General features: G+C 73.1%; 18 protein-coding genes. 15 read left to right on the forward strand and 3 right to left on the reverse strand.

The genetic code is table 11. The features are described 5' to 3' along the window. The first annotated feature begins 21 nt into the window (after positions 1 to 21). From ACF06X_RS31280 to ACF06X_RS31295, 4 genes are all read left to right on the forward strand, one after another. The gene (locus ACF06X_RS31280) at positions 22 to 1272 is read left to right on the forward strand and encodes a cytochrome P450 (RefSeq protein ID WP_392290674.1); all 1251 of its coding nucleotides are present in this window, start codon (positions 22 to 24) and stop codon (positions 1270 to 1272) included. A gap of 78 nt (positions 1273 to 1350) precedes the next feature. Beyond that, a complete protein-coding gene (locus ACF06X_RS31285; RefSeq protein WP_392290675.1) occupies positions 1351 to 2049 on the forward strand; it encodes an ABC transporter permease in 699 nt (232 codons plus the stop codon). After that, positions 2046 to 2720 carry an ABC transporter permease gene (locus tag ACF06X_RS31290; protein WP_392290676.1) on the forward strand — a complete coding sequence of 225 codons (675 nt, stop codon included), beginning with the start codon at positions 2046 to 2048 and terminating at the stop codon, positions 2718 to 2720. The genes ACF06X_RS31285 and ACF06X_RS31290 overlap by 4 nt, the downstream gene beginning before the upstream one ends. Next, a complete protein-coding gene (locus tag ACF06X_RS31295; RefSeq protein ID WP_392290677.1) occupies positions 2717 to 3685 on the forward strand; it encodes an ABC transporter substrate-binding protein in 969 nt (322 codons plus the stop codon). The genes ACF06X_RS31290 and ACF06X_RS31295 overlap by 4 nt, the downstream gene beginning before the upstream one ends. 27 nt (positions 3686 to 3712) lie before the next feature. Here ACF06X_RS31295 and ACF06X_RS31300 read toward each other — a convergent pair whose 3' ends face one another. Beyond that, entirely contained in the window at positions 3713 to 4876 is a 1164-nt protein-coding gene (locus ACF06X_RS31300; RefSeq protein ID WP_392290678.1) for an ABC transporter ATP-binding protein, read from the reverse strand. Between the two features lie 195 nt (positions 4877 to 5071). Between ACF06X_RS31300 and ACF06X_RS31305 the strand changes: the two genes are divergently transcribed. From ACF06X_RS31305 to ACF06X_RS31320, 4 genes are all read left to right on the forward strand, one after another. Beyond that, on the forward strand, positions 5072 to 6142 hold the full coding sequence (locus ACF06X_RS31305; protein ID WP_392290679.1) for a glycoside hydrolase family 5 protein: 1071 nt from the start codon (positions 5072 to 5074) through the stop codon (positions 6140 to 6142). 101 nt (positions 6143 to 6243) lie between these two features. Continuing rightward, positions 6244 to 7551, forward strand: a complete 1308-nt coding sequence (locus tag ACF06X_RS31310) for an alpha/beta fold hydrolase (RefSeq protein WP_392290680.1) — start codon at positions 6244 to 6246, stop codon at positions 7549 to 7551. A 113-nt stretch (positions 7552 to 7664) separates the two neighbouring features. Then, positions 7665 to 8564, forward strand: coding sequence for an SIS domain-containing protein (locus ACF06X_RS31315; RefSeq protein WP_392290681.1), 900 nt, complete (start codon positions 7665 to 7667; stop codon positions 8562 to 8564). Positions 8565 to 8581: 17 nt separating this feature from the next. Beyond that, positions 8582 to 9340, forward strand: coding sequence for a PIG-L deacetylase family protein (locus ACF06X_RS31320; protein ID WP_392290682.1), 759 nt, complete (start codon positions 8582 to 8584; stop codon positions 9338 to 9340). 30 nt (positions 9341 to 9370) lie between these two features. On the opposite strand, the gene ACF06X_RS31325 is transcribed toward ACF06X_RS31320, so the two are convergent. After that, the gene (locus ACF06X_RS31325; protein ID WP_392290683.1) at positions 9371 to 10150 is read right to left on the reverse strand and encodes a VOC family protein; all 780 of its coding nucleotides are present in this window, start codon (positions 10148 to 10150) and stop codon (positions 9371 to 9373) included. Positions 10151 to 10261: 111 nt separating this feature from the next. Next, positions 10262 to 11215: an NAD(P)/FAD-dependent oxidoreductase gene (locus tag ACF06X_RS31330; protein WP_392290684.1), complete on the reverse strand. Its 954-nt coding sequence runs from the start codon at positions 11213 to 11215 to the stop codon at positions 10262 to 10264. Positions 11216 to 11292: 77 nt separating this feature from the next. Here ACF06X_RS31330 and ACF06X_RS31335 point away from each other — a divergent pair, with 77 nt between their 5' ends. The 7 genes from ACF06X_RS31335 to ACF06X_RS31365 all read left to right on the forward strand — a co-directional run bounded on the left by ACF06X_RS31335 (position 11293) and on the right by ACF06X_RS31365 (position 18820). Further along, a complete protein-coding gene (locus tag ACF06X_RS31335) occupies positions 11293 to 11877 on the forward strand; it encodes a helix-turn-helix domain-containing protein (protein ID WP_392290685.1) in 585 nt (194 codons plus the stop codon). A gap of 105 nt (positions 11878 to 11982) precedes the next feature. Then, positions 11983 to 12951 (forward strand): NADPH:quinone oxidoreductase family protein, encoded by a 969-nt coding sequence (locus ACF06X_RS31340; RefSeq protein WP_392290686.1) that lies wholly within the window; start codon positions 11983 to 11985, stop codon positions 12949 to 12951. Next, entirely contained in the window at positions 12948 to 14129 is a 1182-nt protein-coding gene (locus tag ACF06X_RS31345) for an acyl-CoA dehydrogenase family protein (RefSeq protein ID WP_392290687.1), read from the forward strand. The genes ACF06X_RS31340 and ACF06X_RS31345 overlap by 4 nt, the downstream gene beginning before the upstream one ends. Further along, positions 14126 to 15208 carry an acyl-CoA dehydrogenase family protein gene (locus ACF06X_RS31350; RefSeq protein ID WP_392290688.1) on the forward strand — a complete coding sequence of 361 codons (1083 nt, stop codon included), beginning with the start codon at positions 14126 to 14128 and terminating at the stop codon, positions 15206 to 15208. The genes ACF06X_RS31345 and ACF06X_RS31350 overlap by 4 nt, the downstream gene beginning before the upstream one ends. Positions 15209 to 15304: 96 nt before the next feature. Then, the gene (locus tag ACF06X_RS31355; protein ID WP_392290689.1) at positions 15305 to 16912 is read left to right on the forward strand and encodes an ABC transporter substrate-binding protein; all 1608 of its coding nucleotides are present in this window, start codon (positions 15305 to 15307) and stop codon (positions 16910 to 16912) included. A 23-nt stretch (positions 16913 to 16935) separates the two neighbouring features. Continuing rightward, positions 16936 to 17901, forward strand: a complete 966-nt coding sequence (locus ACF06X_RS31360) for an ABC transporter permease (RefSeq protein ID WP_392290793.1) — start codon at positions 16936 to 16938, stop codon at positions 17899 to 17901. After that, the gene (locus ACF06X_RS31365) at positions 17894 to 18820 is read left to right on the forward strand and encodes an ABC transporter permease (RefSeq protein ID WP_392290690.1); all 927 of its coding nucleotides are present in this window, start codon (positions 17894 to 17896) and stop codon (positions 18818 to 18820) included. The genes ACF06X_RS31360 and ACF06X_RS31365 overlap by 8 nt, the downstream gene beginning before the upstream one ends. The last annotated feature ends 5 nt before the right edge of the window (positions 18821 to 18825 follow it).

Below are 18825 nucleotides of genomic sequence, written 5' to 3' on the forward strand. Positions count from 1 at the left end.
AGGTCCGGGCACGGGGCGGACATGGCCCCCATGACACTCGACAGTACCGCCGCCCTGCTCATCAAGGGATATGCCTGGCTCCCCGACCTGCGCCGCCGCAGCGACGGAGGCCTGGTGCGGACCCGGCTCCTGGGCCACCCGACGGTCGCCCTGCACGGCCCGGACGCCGTCCCGTTCTTCTACGACGAGAACCACGTCCGGCGCCACGACGCCCTTCCCGGGCCCGTCCTGGACACCCTCTTCGGCCGCGGCGCCGTACACACCCTGGACGCCGAGGAACACCGCGTACGCAAGGCGCTGTTCGTCGGCGAACTCACCGACCCCGCCGGGGTCGCCGAACTCGTGGACCGGGTCCGGGCCGAGTGGCGGCGCACCTTCGCCCCGCCGCACGGCCGTGAGGTGGTGCTGTTCGACGAGGCCGCGCACGTGCTGGCCCGGGCTGTCTGCGCGTGGGCCGGCCTGCCGCTCACCCCGGAGCAGACCGAGCGCATGGCCGAGGACTGCGTCGCCATGGTCGACGGCTTCGCCACCGCGGGCCCGCGCCAGCTGCGGGCGAGGCGCGCCCGGACCCGCCAGGAGCGGCTTCTCGCCCGGCTGGTCGAGGAGGCGCGCGGCGGGGCGGCGCGCGCCCCGGCGACCCCGTTCGACGCGGTCGTGCGCCATCGCGACGCCGACGGCGAGGAACTGGACGCCCGGACCGCGGCCGTCGAACTCCTCAACATCGTGCGCCCCACCGTCGCCATCGCCTGGTTCGTCGCCTTCGCCGCCCACGCCATGGACCGGTGGCCCGGGCAGCGTCACCTGCTGCGCGAGGACGACGGCTCGTACGCGGAGCCGTACACCGAGACGTACGCCGAACCCTTCGCCCACGAGGTCCGTCGCTTCTACCCCTTCGCGCCGTTCGTCGGCGGCCTCGCCGCCACCGACCTGCGCCGGGACGGCGAGGACATCTCCGCCGGGACCCTGGTCCTGCTCGACGTGTACGGCCAGAACCACGACCCCGAGCTGTGGCACGACCCCTACCGCTTCGATCCCGAGCGGTTCATGCGCCGGGCGCCGCGGCCCGACGAGTTGATCCCGCAGGGCGGTGGCGACGCCAAGAGCGGCCACCGCTGCCCCGGGGAGGACATCACCGTCACCGTCCTCGCCGCCCTCTCCACCGAGCTGTCCCGGATGGACTACACCGTGCCCGAACAGGACCTGAGGATTCCGCTCCACCGCGTCCCCACCCGTCCCCGCAGCGGCTTCCGCCTCGTCCCCCACCCCGTCTGACACGCCCCCGGTGGCCCGACCGCGCTCGAACGGCCCCTCCCGCGTGCGCCGGAGGGGCCGCCCGTCTGGAATGGTGGGGTGACCGCGCCTCCCGACGACTGCCTCGCGCGCAACGAGTGGATCTGCGGCGCCTACCTGTCCTCGCGGGCCGAGATCCTCGGGGACGCCGTCCTGCAGCATCTGCGGCTGACCCTGGTCTCCGTCGCCCTCGGGCTGCTGATCGCCGTGCCCCTGGCCGTCGCCGCCCGCCGCTGGCGCCTGGCCGCCGGGCCCGTCCTCGGGATCACCACCGTCCTCTACACGATCCCGTCCCTCGCGATGTTCTCCCTGCTCCTGCCCCTCTACGGGCTGTCCGCCTCGCTCGTCGTCGCCGGGCTCGTGCTCTACTCCCTCACCCTGCTCGTACGGAACATCCTGGCCGGGCTCCGCGCCGTGCCCGAGGACACCCGCCAGGCCGCGCGCGGCATGGGGTACGGGCCCGTCCGGCTGCTGCTCGCCGTCGAACTCCCCCTGGCGCTGCCCGCCGCGATGGCGGGCCTGCGCATCGCCACCGTCTCCGCCGTCTCGCTCGTCACCATCGGGGCGATCGTGGGACACGGCGGCCTCGGCAACCTCATCTACTCCGGCATGAACACCTACTTCAAGGCACAGGTGCTCACCGCGTCCGTCCTCTGCGTGATCATCGCCGTCGTCGCCGACCTGCTCCTCCTCGCCCTCCAGCGGCTGCTCACCCCTTGGACGGCGGCGACGGCACCGAGCCGCGGGCGGGCCCGGTGAACACCCTGACCGCCACCTGGCAGTGGCTCACCAGCGCCGCCCACTGGTCCGGCGAGGACGGGATCTGGAACCGGCTCGGCGAGCATCTCTTCCTGACCGTCGTCTGTCTCCTGCTGAGCTGCGCGATCGCGCTCCCCGTCGCCCTGGTCCTCGGCCACCTCGGCAAGGGCGGCGCCCTGGCCGTCAACCTCTCCAACATCGGTCGCGCCGTGCCCACCTTCGCCGTCCTCGTCCTGCTGCTGCTCAGCCCGCTCGGTCCGTACGGACCGTGGCCGACGGTCATCGCCCTGGTGCTGTTCGCCGTACCGCCGCTGCTGACCAACGCGTACGTCGGGATGCGCGGCGTCGACGCGGACGTGGTGCGGGCCGCGCGCGGGATGGGCATGACCGGCCGGCAGACGCTCTTCCGGGTCGAGCTGCCGCTCGCCCTGCCGCTGCTCCTCACCGGCGTCCGCGTCGCCGCCGTGCAGCTCGTGGCCACCGCCACCGTCGCGGCCCTCGCGGGCGGCGGCGGCCTCGGCCGGATCATCACCGCCGGCTTCAACCTCGCCTCCACACCCCAGGTCGTCGCCGGCGCCGTGCTGGTCGCCCTCTTCGCCCTCGTCGTGGAGGCCCTCTTCGAGGGGGCACAGCGGCTCGGACCGGCCTGGGCGCGGGGGAGCGGGGGATGAGCGGACGGCGCCCGGGGGTCGCGGCGGTGCCGGCGCTCACCGCCCTCGCCATCCTCGTGGGCTGCTCCACCGGTCCCTCCCTGGAGAGGCGGGGCGAGGTCACCGGCCCGCCCGGCGACAGCCGCCATCTGACCATCGGCTCCGCCGGGTTCACGGAGAGCGATCTGCTGGCGCAGATGTACGCGCTCCTGCTCGAACAGGCCGGCTACCGCACCGAGATCCTCTCCGTCACCAACCGGGAGCTCTACGAACCGGCCCTGGAGAGCGGCCGCATCGACGTCGTACCGGAGTACGCGGCCACGTTCGCGGACTGGCTCAACGCCAAGGTCAACGGGCCCGACGCGCCGACCGTCGGCTCACCCGACCTGGCGGCCACCATGGCCGCGCTCCGCCGGCTCGCGGCGCCGCGTGGCCTGACCGTCCTCGACGCCGGGAGGGCCGTCGACCAGAACGCCTTCGCGGTGAGCGCCGCGTACGCCGCCGAGCACCGGCTCAGGACGCTGAGCGACCTGGGCGCGGCGAAGCTGCCCGTGCGGCTGGCGGCCGGCGACGAATGCGTCCAGCGGCCGTACTGCGCGCCCGGGCTGACGAAGACGTACGGCATCGTCATCACGGGCGTCGACCCGAAGGGCGTCGGCACCACCCAGGCCAAACAGGCCGTGCGGAGCGGTCAGGACCAGATGGTCCTGACGACGACCACCGACGCCACGCTCGACGACTTCGGTCTGGTCCTGCTCGCCGACGACAAGCGGCTGCAGAACGCCGATCACATCGTGCCGGTCGTGAACCGCGCCCGGGCGGGCGGACCAGGCGTCACCGGCGCCCTCGGCCGCCTCAACACGGTCCTGACCACGGCCGATCTCGCGCGGATGAACGAGCAGGTCGACAGCTGGCGCCGCCTCCCGCAGGACGTCGCGAAGAACTACCTCCGGGAGAAGGGACTGCTGCGGGGCTCGCCGTCGTAGACCGGCTCGTCCGCCGCACGACCCCGCTCAGGCGTCCGCGATCGAGTCGAACGCGACCTCGCCCCGCGCCACACCTCGCGCGTCGGCGTCCACCGAGCGCCGCAGCGCCTCGTGCAGCTTGGCGGGGGTGAGGACGCCGAGGAAGCGGGCGCCGTCGAGGACGGCGACCCAGCCGGCGTCGTGCTGGAGCATCTCGCTGAACGCCTGCTTCAGCGGCGCGCCGACCGGCACCCACGCCTCCATGCGGCGGGCCAGGTCCCCGACGGTCCCCGCCGCGCCGGCCAGGGCCAGCGCGTCGGCCGCGACCCAGCCGTGCAGGTCGCCGTCGCCGCCGAGGACCACCGCCCAGCGGGCCCCGTCCGCGCGCAGCCGGGCCGCGGCGGCCGCCGCGGGTTCCTGGAGCCGGGCGACCGGCGGCTGTTCGAGGTCGTCGGCCTCGATCGCGGTGACCGAGAGCCGCTTGAGGCCCCGGTCGGCGCCGACGAACCGGGCGACATAGGGGGTGGCGGGGGCGCCGAGGACGGCCGCGGGCGTGTCGAACTGCTCGATGCGCCCCTGTCCGTAGACGGCGATGCGGTCGCCCATCCGGACCGCCTCCTCGATGTCGTGGGTGACGAGGAGGACCGTCTTGCGGACGGTGGCCTGCAGGTTCAGGAACTCGTTCTGCAGCCGCTCGCGCACCACGGGGTCGACGGCGCCGAAGGGTTCGTCCATCAGCAGGACGGGCGGGTCGGCGGCGAGGGCGCGGGCCACGCCGACGCGCTGGCGCTGGCCGCCGGAGAGCTGTGCGGGGTAGCGGGCGCCGTAGGTCTTCGGGTCGAGGCCGACGAGGTCGAGGAGTTCGGCGGCGCGGGCGCGGGCCCGGGACTTCTTCCAGCCGATCAGCGAGGGGACGGTCGCGGTGTTGTCGAGGACCGTGCGGTGCGGGAAGAGGCCGACCTGCTGGATCACGTAGCCGATCTTCCGGCGCAGGCGTACCGGGTCGACCGTCGCGATGTCCTCGCCGGCGACCAGGATCCGGCCGGACGTCGGCTCGATCAGCCGGTTGACCATCATCATCGTGGTCGTCTTGCCGCAGCCGGACGGGCCGACCAGGGTGACCAGTTCGCCCTCGGCGACCTCGAAGGAGAGGCCGTCGACGGCGGTGGTGCCGTCCGCGTACACCTTGCCGACCTGCTCGAACCGGATCATGGATCCACGCTAGGAGGCGGCCGGGCGCGCCGCACGGGGGCCGCGACCGTCCGAGGGCGCCGAGGTCTCCGGGCCCGGGCCGCCGACAGCCCGCTGAACACTGTCTCTTGTCATGACCCTTGCGAGTCCGTCCCCCGTCCTGCTATCCATCCGTTAGGAAAGTTTCCTTTCAATCCATCGTTCCGGGAGACCCCCATGACATCGGCACGATCGGTACGTCCCCGTCCCCGTCCCCGTCCGCGTTCACTGGCCGCCGCAGGCGCCGCCGTGGCCGCCCTGCTCCTCGGCCTCGCCGCCGCGCCACCGACCGCCGTCGCCGCCGACACCACCCCGGCCGCGGTCAACGGACAGCTGAAGGTCTGCGGCACCAAGCTCTGCAACCGGCACGGCAAGCCGATCCAACTGCGCGGCATGTCCAGCCACGGCACCCAGTGGTACAGCCAGTGCCTCACCGGCGGCTCGCTCGACGCACTCGCCAAGGACTGGAAGGCCGACGTCCTGCGCGTCTCCACCTACGTCCAGGAGGAGGGGTACGAGACCGACCCGCGCAAGTACACCGACCTGGCCCACTCGCTCATCGAGCGGGCCACCGCACGAGGCATGTACGTGATCGTCGACTGGCACATGCTCGACCCGGGCGACCCCCACCACAACCTGGCCCGCGCCAAGACCTTCTTCTCCGAGATCGCCCAGCGCCACGGCGCCAAGACCAACCTGCTCTACGAGATCGCCAACGAGCCCAGCGGCGTCGCCTGGTCCCGCATCAAGAGCTACGCCGAGCAGCTCATCCCGGTCGTCCGCGCCAAGGACGCCGAGACCCCCATCCTCGTCGGCACGCGCGCGTGGTCCTCGCTCGGCGTCTCCGAGGGGGCCGACGAGTCCGAGGTCGTCGCCAACCCGGTGAACGCCTCCAACATCATGTACACCTTCCACTTCTACGCGTACTCGCACCGCGACGCGTACCTGAAGACGCTCTCCCGCGCCGCCGACAAGCTGCCTGTCTTCGTCACCGAGTTCGGCACCCAGAACTACGCCGGAGAGGGCGCCAACGACTTCGCCATGAGCCAGCGGTTCATCGACCTCATGGCCGCCAAGAAGATCAGCTGGGTCAACTGGAACTTCTCCGACGACCACCGCAGCGGCGCCGTCTTCAAGACCGGCACCTGCGCGAACAACGGACCGTGGGCCGGTACGGGCGCGCTCAAGCCCGCCGGCGTGTGGATCCGCGACCGGATCAGGACGGCCGACAACTTCCCGACCTCCTGACGTCCCCCCCGGGCGGTCCGTCCCGGCGCCACCTCGACGCGCCCCCGCCGGGCGCCCTGTGATGCACTGGGCGGGCGGGGGCGCATCGAACAGGAGCAGCATTGACCAGCTACCGCCAGCCCGGCCTCGTCCTCACCGACCGCCGCTTCACCGTCCCGCTCGACCACGCCCACCCCGAGGGCGAGCAGATCGAGGTCTACGGCCGTGAGGTCGTCGCGAGCGACAAGGCCGGGACCGACGCGACGGACCTGCCGTGGCTGGTGTACCTGGAGGGCGGGCCCGGCTTCGGGGCCCGCCGCTTCATCGGCCCGCAGGCCTGGCTCGGCCGGGCCGTACGCGAGTTCCGCGTCCTCCTCCTCGACCAGCGCGGCACCGGCAACTCCACGCCCGCCACTCGCCAGACGCTCCCGCTGCGCGGCGCCCCCGCCCAGCAGGCCGACTACCTCGCCCACTTCCGGGCCGACTCGATCGTCAAGGACTGCGAGCTCATCCGTAAGCGCCTCACCGGCGGCGCCCGCTGGACCGTCCTCGGCCAGAGCTTCGGAGGCTTCTGCGCCACCCACTACCTCTCGACCGCGCCCGAGGGGCTGAAGACCGTCCTCATCACCGGCGGCCTGCCGTCCCTGCACGCGGACGCCGACGACGTCTACCGGGCCGCCTATCCCCGTATCCGGCGCAAGTCCGAGGCCCACTACGCCCGCTACCCGCAGGACGTCGACCGCGCCCGCCGGATCGCCGCCCACCTGCTCGACCACGAGGTCACCCTGCCGAACGGCGGCCGGCTCACGCCCCAGGCCTTCCAGTCCCTCGGCATCCTCCTCGGCGGCGGCGACGGCACCCACCAGCTCCACCTCCTCCTGGAGGACGCCTTCGTCCCGACGCCCGGTGGCCCCGCGCTCTCGGACGCCTTCCTGGAGAACGTCCAGGCCGTCCTCTCGTACGCCGGACACCCGCTGTACGCCGTGCTCCACGAGGCGATCTACGCCCAGGGCCACGGCCCCACCGCCTGGGCCGCCGAACGCGTCCGCGCCGAATTCCCCGCGTTCGACGCCGAGAAGACCCTGGCCGGCGACGGACCGCTCCTCTTCACCGGCGAGACCGTGCACCCCTGGCACTTCGAGACCGACCCGGCCCTGCGCCCGCTGCGCGAGACCGCCCACCTCCTCGCCGAGCGGACCGACTGGACCCCGCTCTACGACCCGGCGCGGCTGGCCGCCAACGAGGTGCCGGTGGCCGCCGCCGTCTACCACGACGACCTGTACGTGGACACCGCCCACTCCCTTCAGACGGCCCGCGCGATCAGGGGCCTGCGCACCTGGGTGACCGACGAGTTCGAGCACGACGGCGTACGGGCGGGCGGCCCGCGCGTCCTGGACCGGCTGCTCGCCCTCGCCCGGGGTGAGCTCTGACCTTCGCGCGGCGGGGGCGCAAAAGTCCAAGCGGTGCCTACTGATTGCTCATGGCGCGCCCGCGCGGGAGCGGATAGAACTCGGTCCGGCCACCCATGAGAAGAGGACCGGACATGACCACCCACGTCAGTGCCGAGATCGCCACCCAGCCCGACTGCTGGCGCCGCGCCGCCGACACGGCCGCCGACCACGCAGCCCTGCTGCCCCGGCGCGGTGAGCGGATCGCGGTCGTCGGCTGCGGCACCTCGTACTTCATGGCCCGGGCCTACGCCGCCCTGCGCGAATCCCTCGGCGCGGGCGAGACCGACGCCTTCCCCGCCTCCGACGAGACCCCGCTCGGCCGCGGCTACGACCGGATCGTCGCCCTCACCCGCTCCGGTGCGACGACCGAGGTGGCGACGCTGCTCGCCCGGGCCGCCGGCCGCCTCCCCACCCTCGTCCTGACCAGCGCCCCTCAGAGCCGCGCCGCGCACCACGCGGACCGGGTGATCGGCCTCGGCTACGCCGGCGAACGCTCCGTCGTCCAGACCCGGTTCGCCACCACCGCCCTCCAACTGCTGCGCGCGGGCCTCGGGGTGGACCTGACCGCTTCGATCGCCGACGCCGAACTGGCCCTGTACGAACCGCTGCCGGCGGCCTGGGAGCAGCGCGCCCAGTTCACCTTCCTCGGCACCGGCTGGACGGTCGGGCTCGCCGACGAGGCCGCGCACAAGCTCCGCGGTGTGGCGCGGGCGTGGACGGAGTCGTACGCGGCGATGGAGTACCGGCACGGACCGATCGTCATCAGCGACCGCTCCAGTCTCGTGTGCTGCCTGGGCCCCGAGCCGACCGGCCTCCGGGACGAAGTGGAGGCCACCGGCGCGCTGTTCGCCGCCGACGCCATCGACCCGGTGGCCGCCCTGGTCCGCGCCCAGCGCCTCGCCGTCACGCTCGCGGCGCGGCGCGGCCTCGACCCGGACCGCCCCCGCCATGCGTCCCGCTCGGTGATCCTTTCCGGAGCGATCCCGGCCTGAGCCCGTATCCTGCGCCCATGATCGAGTCGAACGAACAGGCCCCGCAGCTCGAAGACATGCCCGGCGACTGGCAGCGCGCCCTCGCGGTGGTCGCCCACCCCGACGACCTCGAGTACGGCTGCGCCGCGGCCATCGCCGGCTGGACGGACGCCGGCAAGGAGGTCACGTACGTCCTCGCCACGCGCGGCGAGGCCGGGATCGACTCCCTCGACCCCGCCACCTGCGGGCCGCTGCGGGAGCGGGAGCAGCGGGCGAGCGCGGAGGTCGTGGGGGTGTCGACGGTGGAGTTCCTGGACCACCGCGACGGTGTGATCGAGTACGGGCTCGGGCTGCGCCGCGACATCGCGGCGGCCATCCGACGCCACCGCCCCGAACTGGTCATCACCCTCAACCACCGGGACACCTGGGGCCCGGCGGTCGGCGGGGCCTGGAACACGCCGGACCATGTCGCGGTCGGCCGGGCCACCCTGGACGCGGCGGGCGACGCGGGCAACCGCTGGATCTTCCCCGAACTGATCGAACGCGGCCTGGAGCCGTGGGACGGAGTGCGCTGGGTCGCGGTCGCAGGGTCGACCACCCCGACGCACGCCGTCGACGCCACCCCCGGCCTCGAACGCTCCGTCCACTCCCTCCTCGCCCACCGCGCCTACATCGAGGCCCTCACGGACGAGGACCCGGAGACGTACGTCCGCACCTTCCTCGCCGGCAACAACGAGCGCTTCGCGGCCCGTTACGGAGGCCGCCCGGCGGTGGCCTTCGAGGTGTTCCCCCGCTGACCACCACCGGGAGCACCACCGGGCTCACGGCTACATCTGCGGCGCGGGCTTCAGCACGGCGAACGGGGCTCCGAAGGGGTCGGCGAGCCACGCGATCCTGCCCACGTCCGGGACGTCCGCCGCCGGCATGAGGACCGACCCGCCGTTCCCCTGGGTGCGGGCGACGATCTCGTCCGCGTCCTCGACACCGAAGTACGGGATCCAGCGCGCCTTCTCGCCGCCCTCCTGGAGCTCGGCGACGCCGCCGAAGGAGGCGTCCTGCTGGTCGCCCTCGGCGGTGGACAGGACGCGGTACGTCATCCCGGGCGCCTCCATCTCCTGCGAGCGCCAGCCGAACAGCTTCCCGTAGAACTCCAGCGCCTCCGCGGGGTCGGCGACATGGAGCTCGACCCAGCACAGGGTGTTGTTCTCGGAGGCCTTCTCCAGGCCCTTGACCGAGGCCGGCTGCCACACGGCGAAGTCGGCGCCGCCCGGGTCGGTCAGCTGGGCCATCCGCCCGGCGTCCATGACGTCGAAGGGCTGGGTGCGGACGGTGCCGCCGCTCTCCTCGGCCGCCTTCGCCGTCGCGTCGACGTCGGGCGTCTGGAAGTAGACCGTCCAGGCCGAGTCGGCCCCCTCCTCGGTCAGCGGCCCCAGCGCGGCGACCGTCCGGCCGTCCTGCTGGAAGAAGCCGTAGCCCCCGGCGTCCGGCCCCGCCGACGCGAAATCCCAGCCGAAGACGCCGCGGTAGAACGCGGCGGCGGCCGTCGTGTCGGGACTGCCCAGGTCGAGCCAGCTGGGGGAGCCCTTGGTGAAGTCCGTACCGAGCATGTGGTCTGTCCTGTCTGTGCGCTTGGCGGTCTCTCCGCTTCCGGAGGCCTCCGGCCACCATCGCCGATCCTCGCCGCTCCACCCGGCCCCCGCAGCCCTACGCGGCGGGGTTCATCCGCGTGGACGAGCGTCCAGGTCCGTGAGGATCAGCTCGGCGTTGACCGCCACGCCCGCCCGGTACCCCCCGCTCGCCGCGTTGATCACCTGCTCCGCCGGGCCGATCGCGTTCCCGGCCGCCCACACCCCGGGCACGCTGGTCCGGCCCGTCGCGTCCACCGTCACGAAGGCGCCGAGGGGAGTGTCGTGCGTCGCGGCGCCCAGCCCCGTCAGGAGCTCGTCCCGGGGCGTCATGCGGGTGCCGACGAAGAGCACGGAGCGTTCGACGATCCGCCCGTCCGCCATCCGTACGCCGGTCATCCGGTCCTCCTCGACGACCAGGCCCGCCACCTCGCCCGTCACCACGGTGATGCCGGCCGCCGCCACCCGGCCGCGGTCCTCCTCGGTCAGCGGCGCGGCCGTGTGCGCGAAGAGGATCACGTCGTCGGACCACTGGGAGACCATCAGGGCCTGGTGCGCGCCCATCACCGGGTGCGCGACCACCCCGAACGCCTGGTCGCGGACCTCCCAGCCATGGCAGTACGGACAGTGCAGCACGTCCCGTCCCCACCGCTCGGCGACGCCGTCGATCGCGGGGAGTTCGTCCACCAGGCCGGTGGTGACGATCAGCCGCCGGGCCCGTACGGTGTGCTCGCCTTCGACCGTGACGACGAAGCCGTCCGCCCCGTCGGGGACCGCCTCCGTCACCCGGCCGGCCCGCCACTCCACTCCGTACGCCGCGATCTCGCGCCGTCCCGTCTTCAGGAACTCGGCCGGGCTCATCCCGTCCCGGGAGAGGAACCCCTGCATGTGGGCGGCCGGGGCGTTGCGCGGCTCGCCGGCGTCGACCACCAGGGTCCGGCGCCGGGACCGGCCGAGGATCAGGGCCGCGCTGAGTCCCGCCGCGCCGCCGCCGACGACCACGACCTCGTACCGCTCCCGCTCGCTTGTGCTCTCGAATGCGTCCATGCCTCGACCTTCGCGCGACCTCGACGGATCGACAAACATTCTTGCTGTTTCGGCAAGCCATCCCCGACCATGGAGCCATGACTGAGGACGAACGCATCGACGAGGTGCTGAACGACGTCGGCCCGCGACTGCGCCGCATCCGGCGCGAGCGCGGGGCGACCCTGGGCGATCTCTCCGCCTCCACCGGCATCTCCGTGTCCACGCTCTCCCGCCTGGAGTCCGGGCAGCGCAGGCCCAGCCTGGAGCTGCTGCTCCCGATCGCCCGGGCCCACCAGGTGCCGCTCGACGAACTCGTCGGCGCGCCGCAGGTGGGCGATCCCCGGGTGCGGGCGAAGCCGATCGTGCGGCACGGCCGCACGATGTACCCGCTGACCCGCCAGCCCGGCGGGCTGCAGGCGTACAAGGTGGTGCAGGAGAAGCCGCACGAAGCCCCCGACCCGCGCGTCCACGAGGGGTACGAGTGGCTCTATGTGCTCTCGGGGAAGCTGCGGCTCGTCCTCGGCGAGCACGACGTCGTGCTCGGGGCGGGGGAGGCGGCGGAGTTCGACACGCGGGTGCCGCACTGGTTCGGGCCGACGCCCGACGGGCCGGTGGAGTTCCTGAGCCTGTTCGGGCCGCAGGGGGAGCGGATGCATGTACGGGCGCGGCCGAAGAAGTCCTGAGAAGTCCTCGGGATACGGTTCCGCGAGGGCAAGCGACCGCTTAGTATGCGACCGAACCGCGCAGTACCGACCGCGCAGTACGGACGACGGCTGGTGGAGGACCCGATGCAGGCATGGCGAGTGCACGACAACGGTGAGCCGGGCGAGGTGATGCAGCGCGACGAGGTGGACCTGCCCGTCCCCGGTGAGGGGCAGATCCTGCTCAAGGTCCGCGCCGCGAACATCAACTTCCCCGACGCGCTGCTCTGCCGGGGCCAGTACCAGGTGCGGCCCCCGCTGCCCTTCACCCCCGGGGTCGAGATCTGCGGCGAGACCGAGGACGGGCGCCGCGTCATCGCCACCCCCGTCCTTCCGCACGGCGGTCTCGCCGACTACGCGGTGGCGGACGCGGCCGCCCTGCTCCCCGCCCCCGACGCCCTGGACGACGCCGAGGCCGCCGCCCTCCACATCGGCTACCAGACCGGCTGGTTCGGCCTGCACCGCAGGGCCGCCCTCAAGGAGGGCGAGACCCTCCTCGTCCACGCCGCCGCGGGCGGCGTCGGCAGCGCCGCCGTCCAGCTCGGCAAGGCGGCCGGCGCCACGGTCGTCGGCGTCGTCGGCGGACCCGACAAGGTCGGGGTCGCCCGCGAACTGGGCTGCGACGTGGTCGTCGACCGGAACTCCGAGGACGTCGTCGCCGCGGTCAAGGAGGCCACCGGCGGCCGGGGCGCCGACGTGATCTACGACCCGGTCGGCGGCGCGGCCTACGCCCAGTCCGCCAAGCTCGTCGCCTTCGAGGGCCGGATCGTCGTCGTCGGCTTCGCCAGCGGCGAGATCCCCTCGCCCGCCCTCAACCACGCCCTCGTCAAGAACTACTCGATCCTCGGGCTCCACTGGGGTCTCTACAACCTCAAGGACCCGGCCGCGATCCTGCGCTGCCACGAGACCCTCACCGACTACGCGGCCAAGGGGCTGATCAAGCCCCTGGTCACCGAGCGGGTGCCCTTCGCCGACGCGGCGGACGCCGTGCAGCGGGTCGCCGAAGGCGTCACCACCGGCCGCCTCGTGGTCCTCCCGGAAGGAGCCCACGCATGACGGACGCCGCCGAACTGCGCTCCCGTACGCAGCGGTTGCTCGCCGAGCACCCGCCCGCCGGCACTGCCCGCGAGGACTTCCTCCGGGCCCGCTTCGACGCCGGACTCGCCTGGATCCACTACCCCGTCGGGCTCGGCGGGCTCGCCGCCCCGCGCTCCCTCCAGGCCGTCGTCGACGCCGAACTGACCGCCGCCGGCGCCCCCGACAACGACCCGCGCCGGATCGGGATCGGCCTCGGCATGGCCGCCCCGACCCTCCTCGCGTACGGCTCCGAGGACGTCAAGCAGCGGTTCCTCAAGCCGCTCTGGGTCGGTGAGGAGGTGTGGTGCCAGCTCTTCAGCGAGCCCGGCGCCGGCTCCGACCTCGCCGCGCTCGCCACCCGCGCCGTGCGCGACGGCGACACCTGGGTGGTCAACGGCCAGAAGGTGTGGACCTCCAGCGCACATGTCGCCCGCTGGGCCATCCTCATCGCCCGCACCGACCCGGACCTCCCCAAGCACCGGGGCATCACCTACTTCGTCTGCGACATGACCGACCCGGGTGTCGAGGTGCGACCGCTGCGCCAGATCACCGGCGAGGCCGAGTTCAACGAGGTCTTCCTGACCGACGTCCGCATCCCCGACGCCCACCGCCTCGGCGAGGTCGGCGACGGCTGGCGGGTGGCCCAGACGACCCTGATGAACGAGCGCGTCTCCATCGGCGGCGCCCGCATCCCCCGCGAGGGCGGCATGATCGGCCCGGTCGCGAAGACCTGGCGCGAGCGCCCCGAGCTGCGCACCCACGACCTGCACCGGCGCCTGCTCGACCTCTGGGTCGACTCCGAGGTCGCCCGCCTCACCGGCGAACGGCTGCGCCAGCAGCTCGTCGCCGGACAGCCGGGTCCCGAGGGCAGCGCGATGAAGCTGGGCTTCGCCCGGCTCAACCAGGCCATCAGCGGCCTGGAGGTCGAACTCCTCGGCGAGGAAGGGCTGTTGTACGGCGACTGGACCATGCGCCGCCCCGAGCTCGTCGACTTCACCGGCCGCGACGCCGGCTACCGCTATCTGCGCTCGAAGGGCAACTCCATCGAGGGCGGTACGACCGAGGTGCTGCTCAACATCGTCGCCGAACGCGTCCTCGGCCTGCCCCCCGAGCCCCGCAACGACAAGGACGTCGCCTGGAAGGACCTCGCGCGATGACGGATCTGCTCTACTCCGAGACCGAGGACGACCTGCGGGCGGCGGTCCGCGCCCTGCTCGCCGACCGGGCCGACGCCCAGACCCTGCTCGGCCGGATCGAGACCGGCGCCCCGTACGTCCCCGGCCTCTGGAAGTCCCTCGCCGCCGACATGGGCGCGGCCGGACTGCTCGTCCCCGAGAAGCTCGGCGGCCAGGGCGCGAGCCACCGAGAGGCGGCCGTGGTCCTGGAGGAGCTGGGCCGCGCGGTGACCCCCGTCCCGTACCTGACCAGCGCCGTGGTGGCGACCGAGACCCTGCTCGCGCTGGACACGGAGAGCGGGCCCGTGGCCGAGCTGCTCGCGGGCCTCGCGAGCGGCCGTACGGTGGCGGTCCTCGCCCTGCCGCTGTCGACGGCCCCGGACACCGAGCCGGTCCCGACCGCGGGTCCGGTGACGGGTGTCGCCGACGCCGTCGCCGCCGACGTCTTCCTGGTGCCGCGCGCGGACGGGCTGTACGCGGTCCCGGCGGCCGACGCCGTCGTCGTACCGCAGACTCCGCTCGACCTGACCCGGCCGCTCGCCGCCGTCACCACGGACGGCGCGCCCGGCACCCCGCTCGCCGACGCGGAGACGGCCGCGGCGGCGATCCGGCGGGGCCTGCTCTCCGGCGCGGGACTGCTCGCCTCCGAGCAGCTCGGGCTCGCCGAGTGGTGCCTGGAGGAGACCGTCCGCCACACCCGCGAGCGCTATCAGTTCAACCGGCCGGTCGGCTCCTTCCAGGCGCTCAAGCACCGGATGGCGCAGCTCTGGCTGGAGATCGTGAACGCCCGGGCGGCGGCGCGCGCGGCGGCCGACGCGCTGGCCACCGGCAGCCCCGAGGCGGCGCTGACCGTGGCCGTCACCCAGGCGTACTGCTCGAAGGTCGCCGTCCACGCGGCCGAGGAGTGCGTCCAGCTGCACGGCGGCATCGGCATGACGTGGGAGCACCCGGCCCACCTCGCGCTCAAGCGGGCGAAGTCCGATCAGATCGCCCTGGGATCGGCGGGACGGCACCAGGACGCGATCGCCGCCCTGGTCGGCCTCCCGGCACCGGCGCCGTAACGAAGTAAGGGGCCCATGTGGCCGCACCCCTTTACATACTGTTTAATTGCGAGCTGTTCGCAACAACGGTTGATCTTCAAGAGGGGTGTGGGCACGATGACCGCCCGATCCATACGCGGCGTGGCCGCCGCGACCCTGGCCGGAGCGCTGGCCCTGACCGCGGCGGCCTGCTCGAACCCGGGCGGGTCCGCCGCGGGCTCCGACGGGCGCGGGGATTCCGCGGTCGTCGGCATCGCCTACGAGCCCGACAGCCTCAGCCCCCTCCTCGGCTACGGCAAGGACGGCAACTCCAAGATCTTCGACGGGCTGCTCGCCTTCGACGGCTCGATGAAGCTCCGGCCCGCCCTCGCCACGGCCCTTCCCCAGGTCAGCGCCGACGGCATGACCTACACCTACAAGCTGCGCAAGGGCGTGACGTTCAGCGACGGCAAGCCCTTCTCCGCCAAGGACGTCGTCTTCACGTACAAGACGGTGCTCGACCCGAAGACCAACAACCCGTCCCGGACCGAGCTCGACGCCCTGAAGGACGTCAGGGCCGTCGGCGAGGACACGGTCGTCTTCACCCTCAAGTACCCCTACGCGCCCTTCGCCGAGCGAACCGTCCTCGCCATCGCCCCCGAGCACATCGCGGCGAAGCAGGACGTCAACACCGGCGCGTTCACCACCCGCCCCGTCGGCACCGGACCGTACATCCTCACCGACTGGTCCAAGGGCGAGAAGCTCAGCTTCAAGGCCAATCCCACCTACTGGGGCGGCGCGCCCAAGGTGAAGAAGTTCACCATGGCGATCATCAAGGACGACGACGTCCGCGCCACCCGCCTGCGCTCGGGCGACCTCGACGGCGCCATCCTGCCGCCCAACCTGGCCGCCGGATTCAAGAACGACCCGGCGAAGAAGACGTACGCGGCCACGACGTACGACTACCGGACCGTCACCCTCCCCACCCACCACCGGGTCACCGGGGACACCGCCGTCCGCCGCGCCCTCGACATCGCCGTCGACCGGCGGACCATGGTCGACCAGATCCTCGAAGGCGCCGGCAAGCCCGCCTACGGACCCGTGCCCACCGACAGCCCGTGGTTCGCCAAGGGCACCGAGCGCCGCCACGACCTCGCCGGCGCGCGGAAGATCCTCGACGAGGCCGGCTGGAAGCCCGGCCCCGACGGCGTCCGCGTGAAGAACGGCGTACGGGCCGAGTTCCCGCTCTGGTACCTCTCCGGCGACAAGCTGCGCCAGGACCACGCCCTCGCGTACGCCTCCGACGCCAAGAAGGCCGGCGTCGCCGTCAAGACCCAGGGCGGCACCTGGGAGGTCATCGAGCCGCGGATGAAGACCGACGCCGTCCTCGCCGGCGGCGGCTCGCCCGGCGACCCCGACTTCGACCAGTACCTCCTCCTGAAGTCGAGCCTCGGCGGCGACGGCTTCAACAACATGGCCTGGTACGACAACAAGACCGTCGACAAGGCCCTGGAGGACGGCCGCCGCACGAACGACCCCGTCAAGCGGCGGGCCGCGTACGACACCGTGCAGCGCGAGCTGGTGAAGAACCCCGGCTACACCTTCCTCACCCACATCGACCACCTGTACGTCGTGAACGACCGCTGGGACGGCCTGTCCACCCAGACCGAACCGCACGACCACGGCCTCGCCGCAGGACCCTGGTGGAACGTCGAGCGCTGGACCCCCAAGGACGCGAAGAAGTGAGCCGCCGCCTCCCCTGGGGGGCCATGGCCCGGATGACGGGACGGCGGGCCCTGGCCGCCGTCCCCGTCCTCCTCGCCGTCACCTTCGCGGTCTTCGCCGTCGCCGCCGCCTCCCCCTTCGACCCCGTCAAGGCCTACGCCGGCACCGCCGGACTCACCGCCTCGCAGGAGAACCTCGACCAGCTCCGCGCCAACCTCGGCGTGGACCGGCCGCTCGTCACCCGCTGGTGGGAGTGGCTCACCGCGGCCCTCCACGGCGACCTCGGCGACTCCAGCGTCATGCGCCAGCCCGTCGCCGACGTCATCACCGAACGCATCGGGTGGTCCGCGCTTCTCGCCACCACTGCCTTCCTCGTCGCCATCCTGCTCGGCACCGCGCTCGGCGTCCTCGCCGGCCGCCGCCGCGGCGGCCCGCTCGACCGGACCGTCAGCTCCGTCGCGTACACCCTGGAAGCCGCCCCGGCCTTCTGGCTCGGCCTGCTCGCCATCTGGTTCTTCGCCCTGAAGCTCGGCGCCCTGCCGGCCGGCGGACTCACCGACACGGCCAGCGACACCGTCACCCTCGACCAGGTCGCAGGACATCTCGTGCTGCCCGCCCTCGTCCTCGGCGTCTCCCAACTGCCCTGGTTCTACCTGTACGTCAGACAGGGCGTCGGCGACGCCCTGGACGAGGACCCCGTGCGCGGCGCCCGCGCCCGCGGCCTGCGCGAACGCACCGTCCTGCTCGGCCACGCCCTGCGCTCCGGAATGCTGCCCATGCTCACCCTCGTCGGCTCCCGCGTGCCCGAACTCATCACCGGCGCCCTCCTCGTGGAGACCGTCTTCAGCTGGCCGGGCATCGCCGCGGCGACCGTCCAGGCCGCCACCTCCGTGGACTTCCCGCTGCTCGCCGCGCTCACCGTGCTCGCCACCGCGGCGGTCCTCCTCGGCAACCTCCTCTCCGACCTGCTGTACGGGCTCGCCGACCCGAGGGTGGGCTTCGATGGCTGACCGTGCGACCCCTGTGACGCCTGGGACCCCTGTGACCCCCGCGATTCGAGCGGTCCGTGCGACCCGTGCGACCCGTGCTCTCGGGGCCGACCGTCAGGCCCGGCGCGTGCGCCTGTGGACCTCCGCCCTGATCGTCGGCGCGGTCGTCCTCGCCGTGCTGCTCGTCCCGCCGCTCGTCCAGCTCGACGAACAGGCCGTCGACCTCTCCCGCAAACTCCTGCCGCCGTCCTGGGCACACCCCTTCGGCACCGACGACGTCGGCCGCGACCTGCTGCTCCGCTGCGTCTACGGGCTACGGGTCTCGCTCCTCGTCGGCCTCGTCGCCGCGCTCGTCGCCACCCTCATCGGGACCGCCGTCGGCGCGGCGGCCGCCTCCCTGGGCGGCTGGACCGACCGGGTGGTGATGCGGATCGTCGACGCCTTCTCCTCCGTACCCCACCTGCTCCTCGGCATCTTCATCGTCGCGATGTTCCGGCCCGGCGTCTGGCCGGTCATCGTCTCCGTCGCCCTCACCCACTGGCTGTCCACCGCGCGGATCGTCCGCTCCGAGGTGCTCTCGCTGCGCTCGCGCCCCTACGTCGACGCGGCGATCTCCGGCGGCGCCTCGCGGTGGCGGGTGACCGTACGCCACCTGCTGCCCGCCGTCCTGCCGCAGGCCGGGCTCGCCGCCGTGCTGATGGTGCCCCACGCCATGTGGCACGAGTCCGCCCTCTCCTTCCTCGGCCTCGGCCTCCCCAGCCACCAGGCCAGCCTCGGCAACCTGGTGCAGTCCGCCCGCTCCTCCCTGCTGGCCGGCGACTGGTGGCCGACGCTCTTCCCCGGGCTGTTCCTGATCGTGCCGACGCTGGCGATCGCGGGGCTCGCCGGCGTGTGGCGGGACCGGCTCAATCCGCGCCGCCGATCGGAGCTGATGCTGTGAACGCC

This window comes from Streptomyces sp. NPDC015346 (assembly GCF_043078785.1).
In the GTDB taxonomy this organism is placed as follows: Bacteria; Actinomycetota; Actinomycetes; order Streptomycetales; family Streptomycetaceae; genus Streptomyces.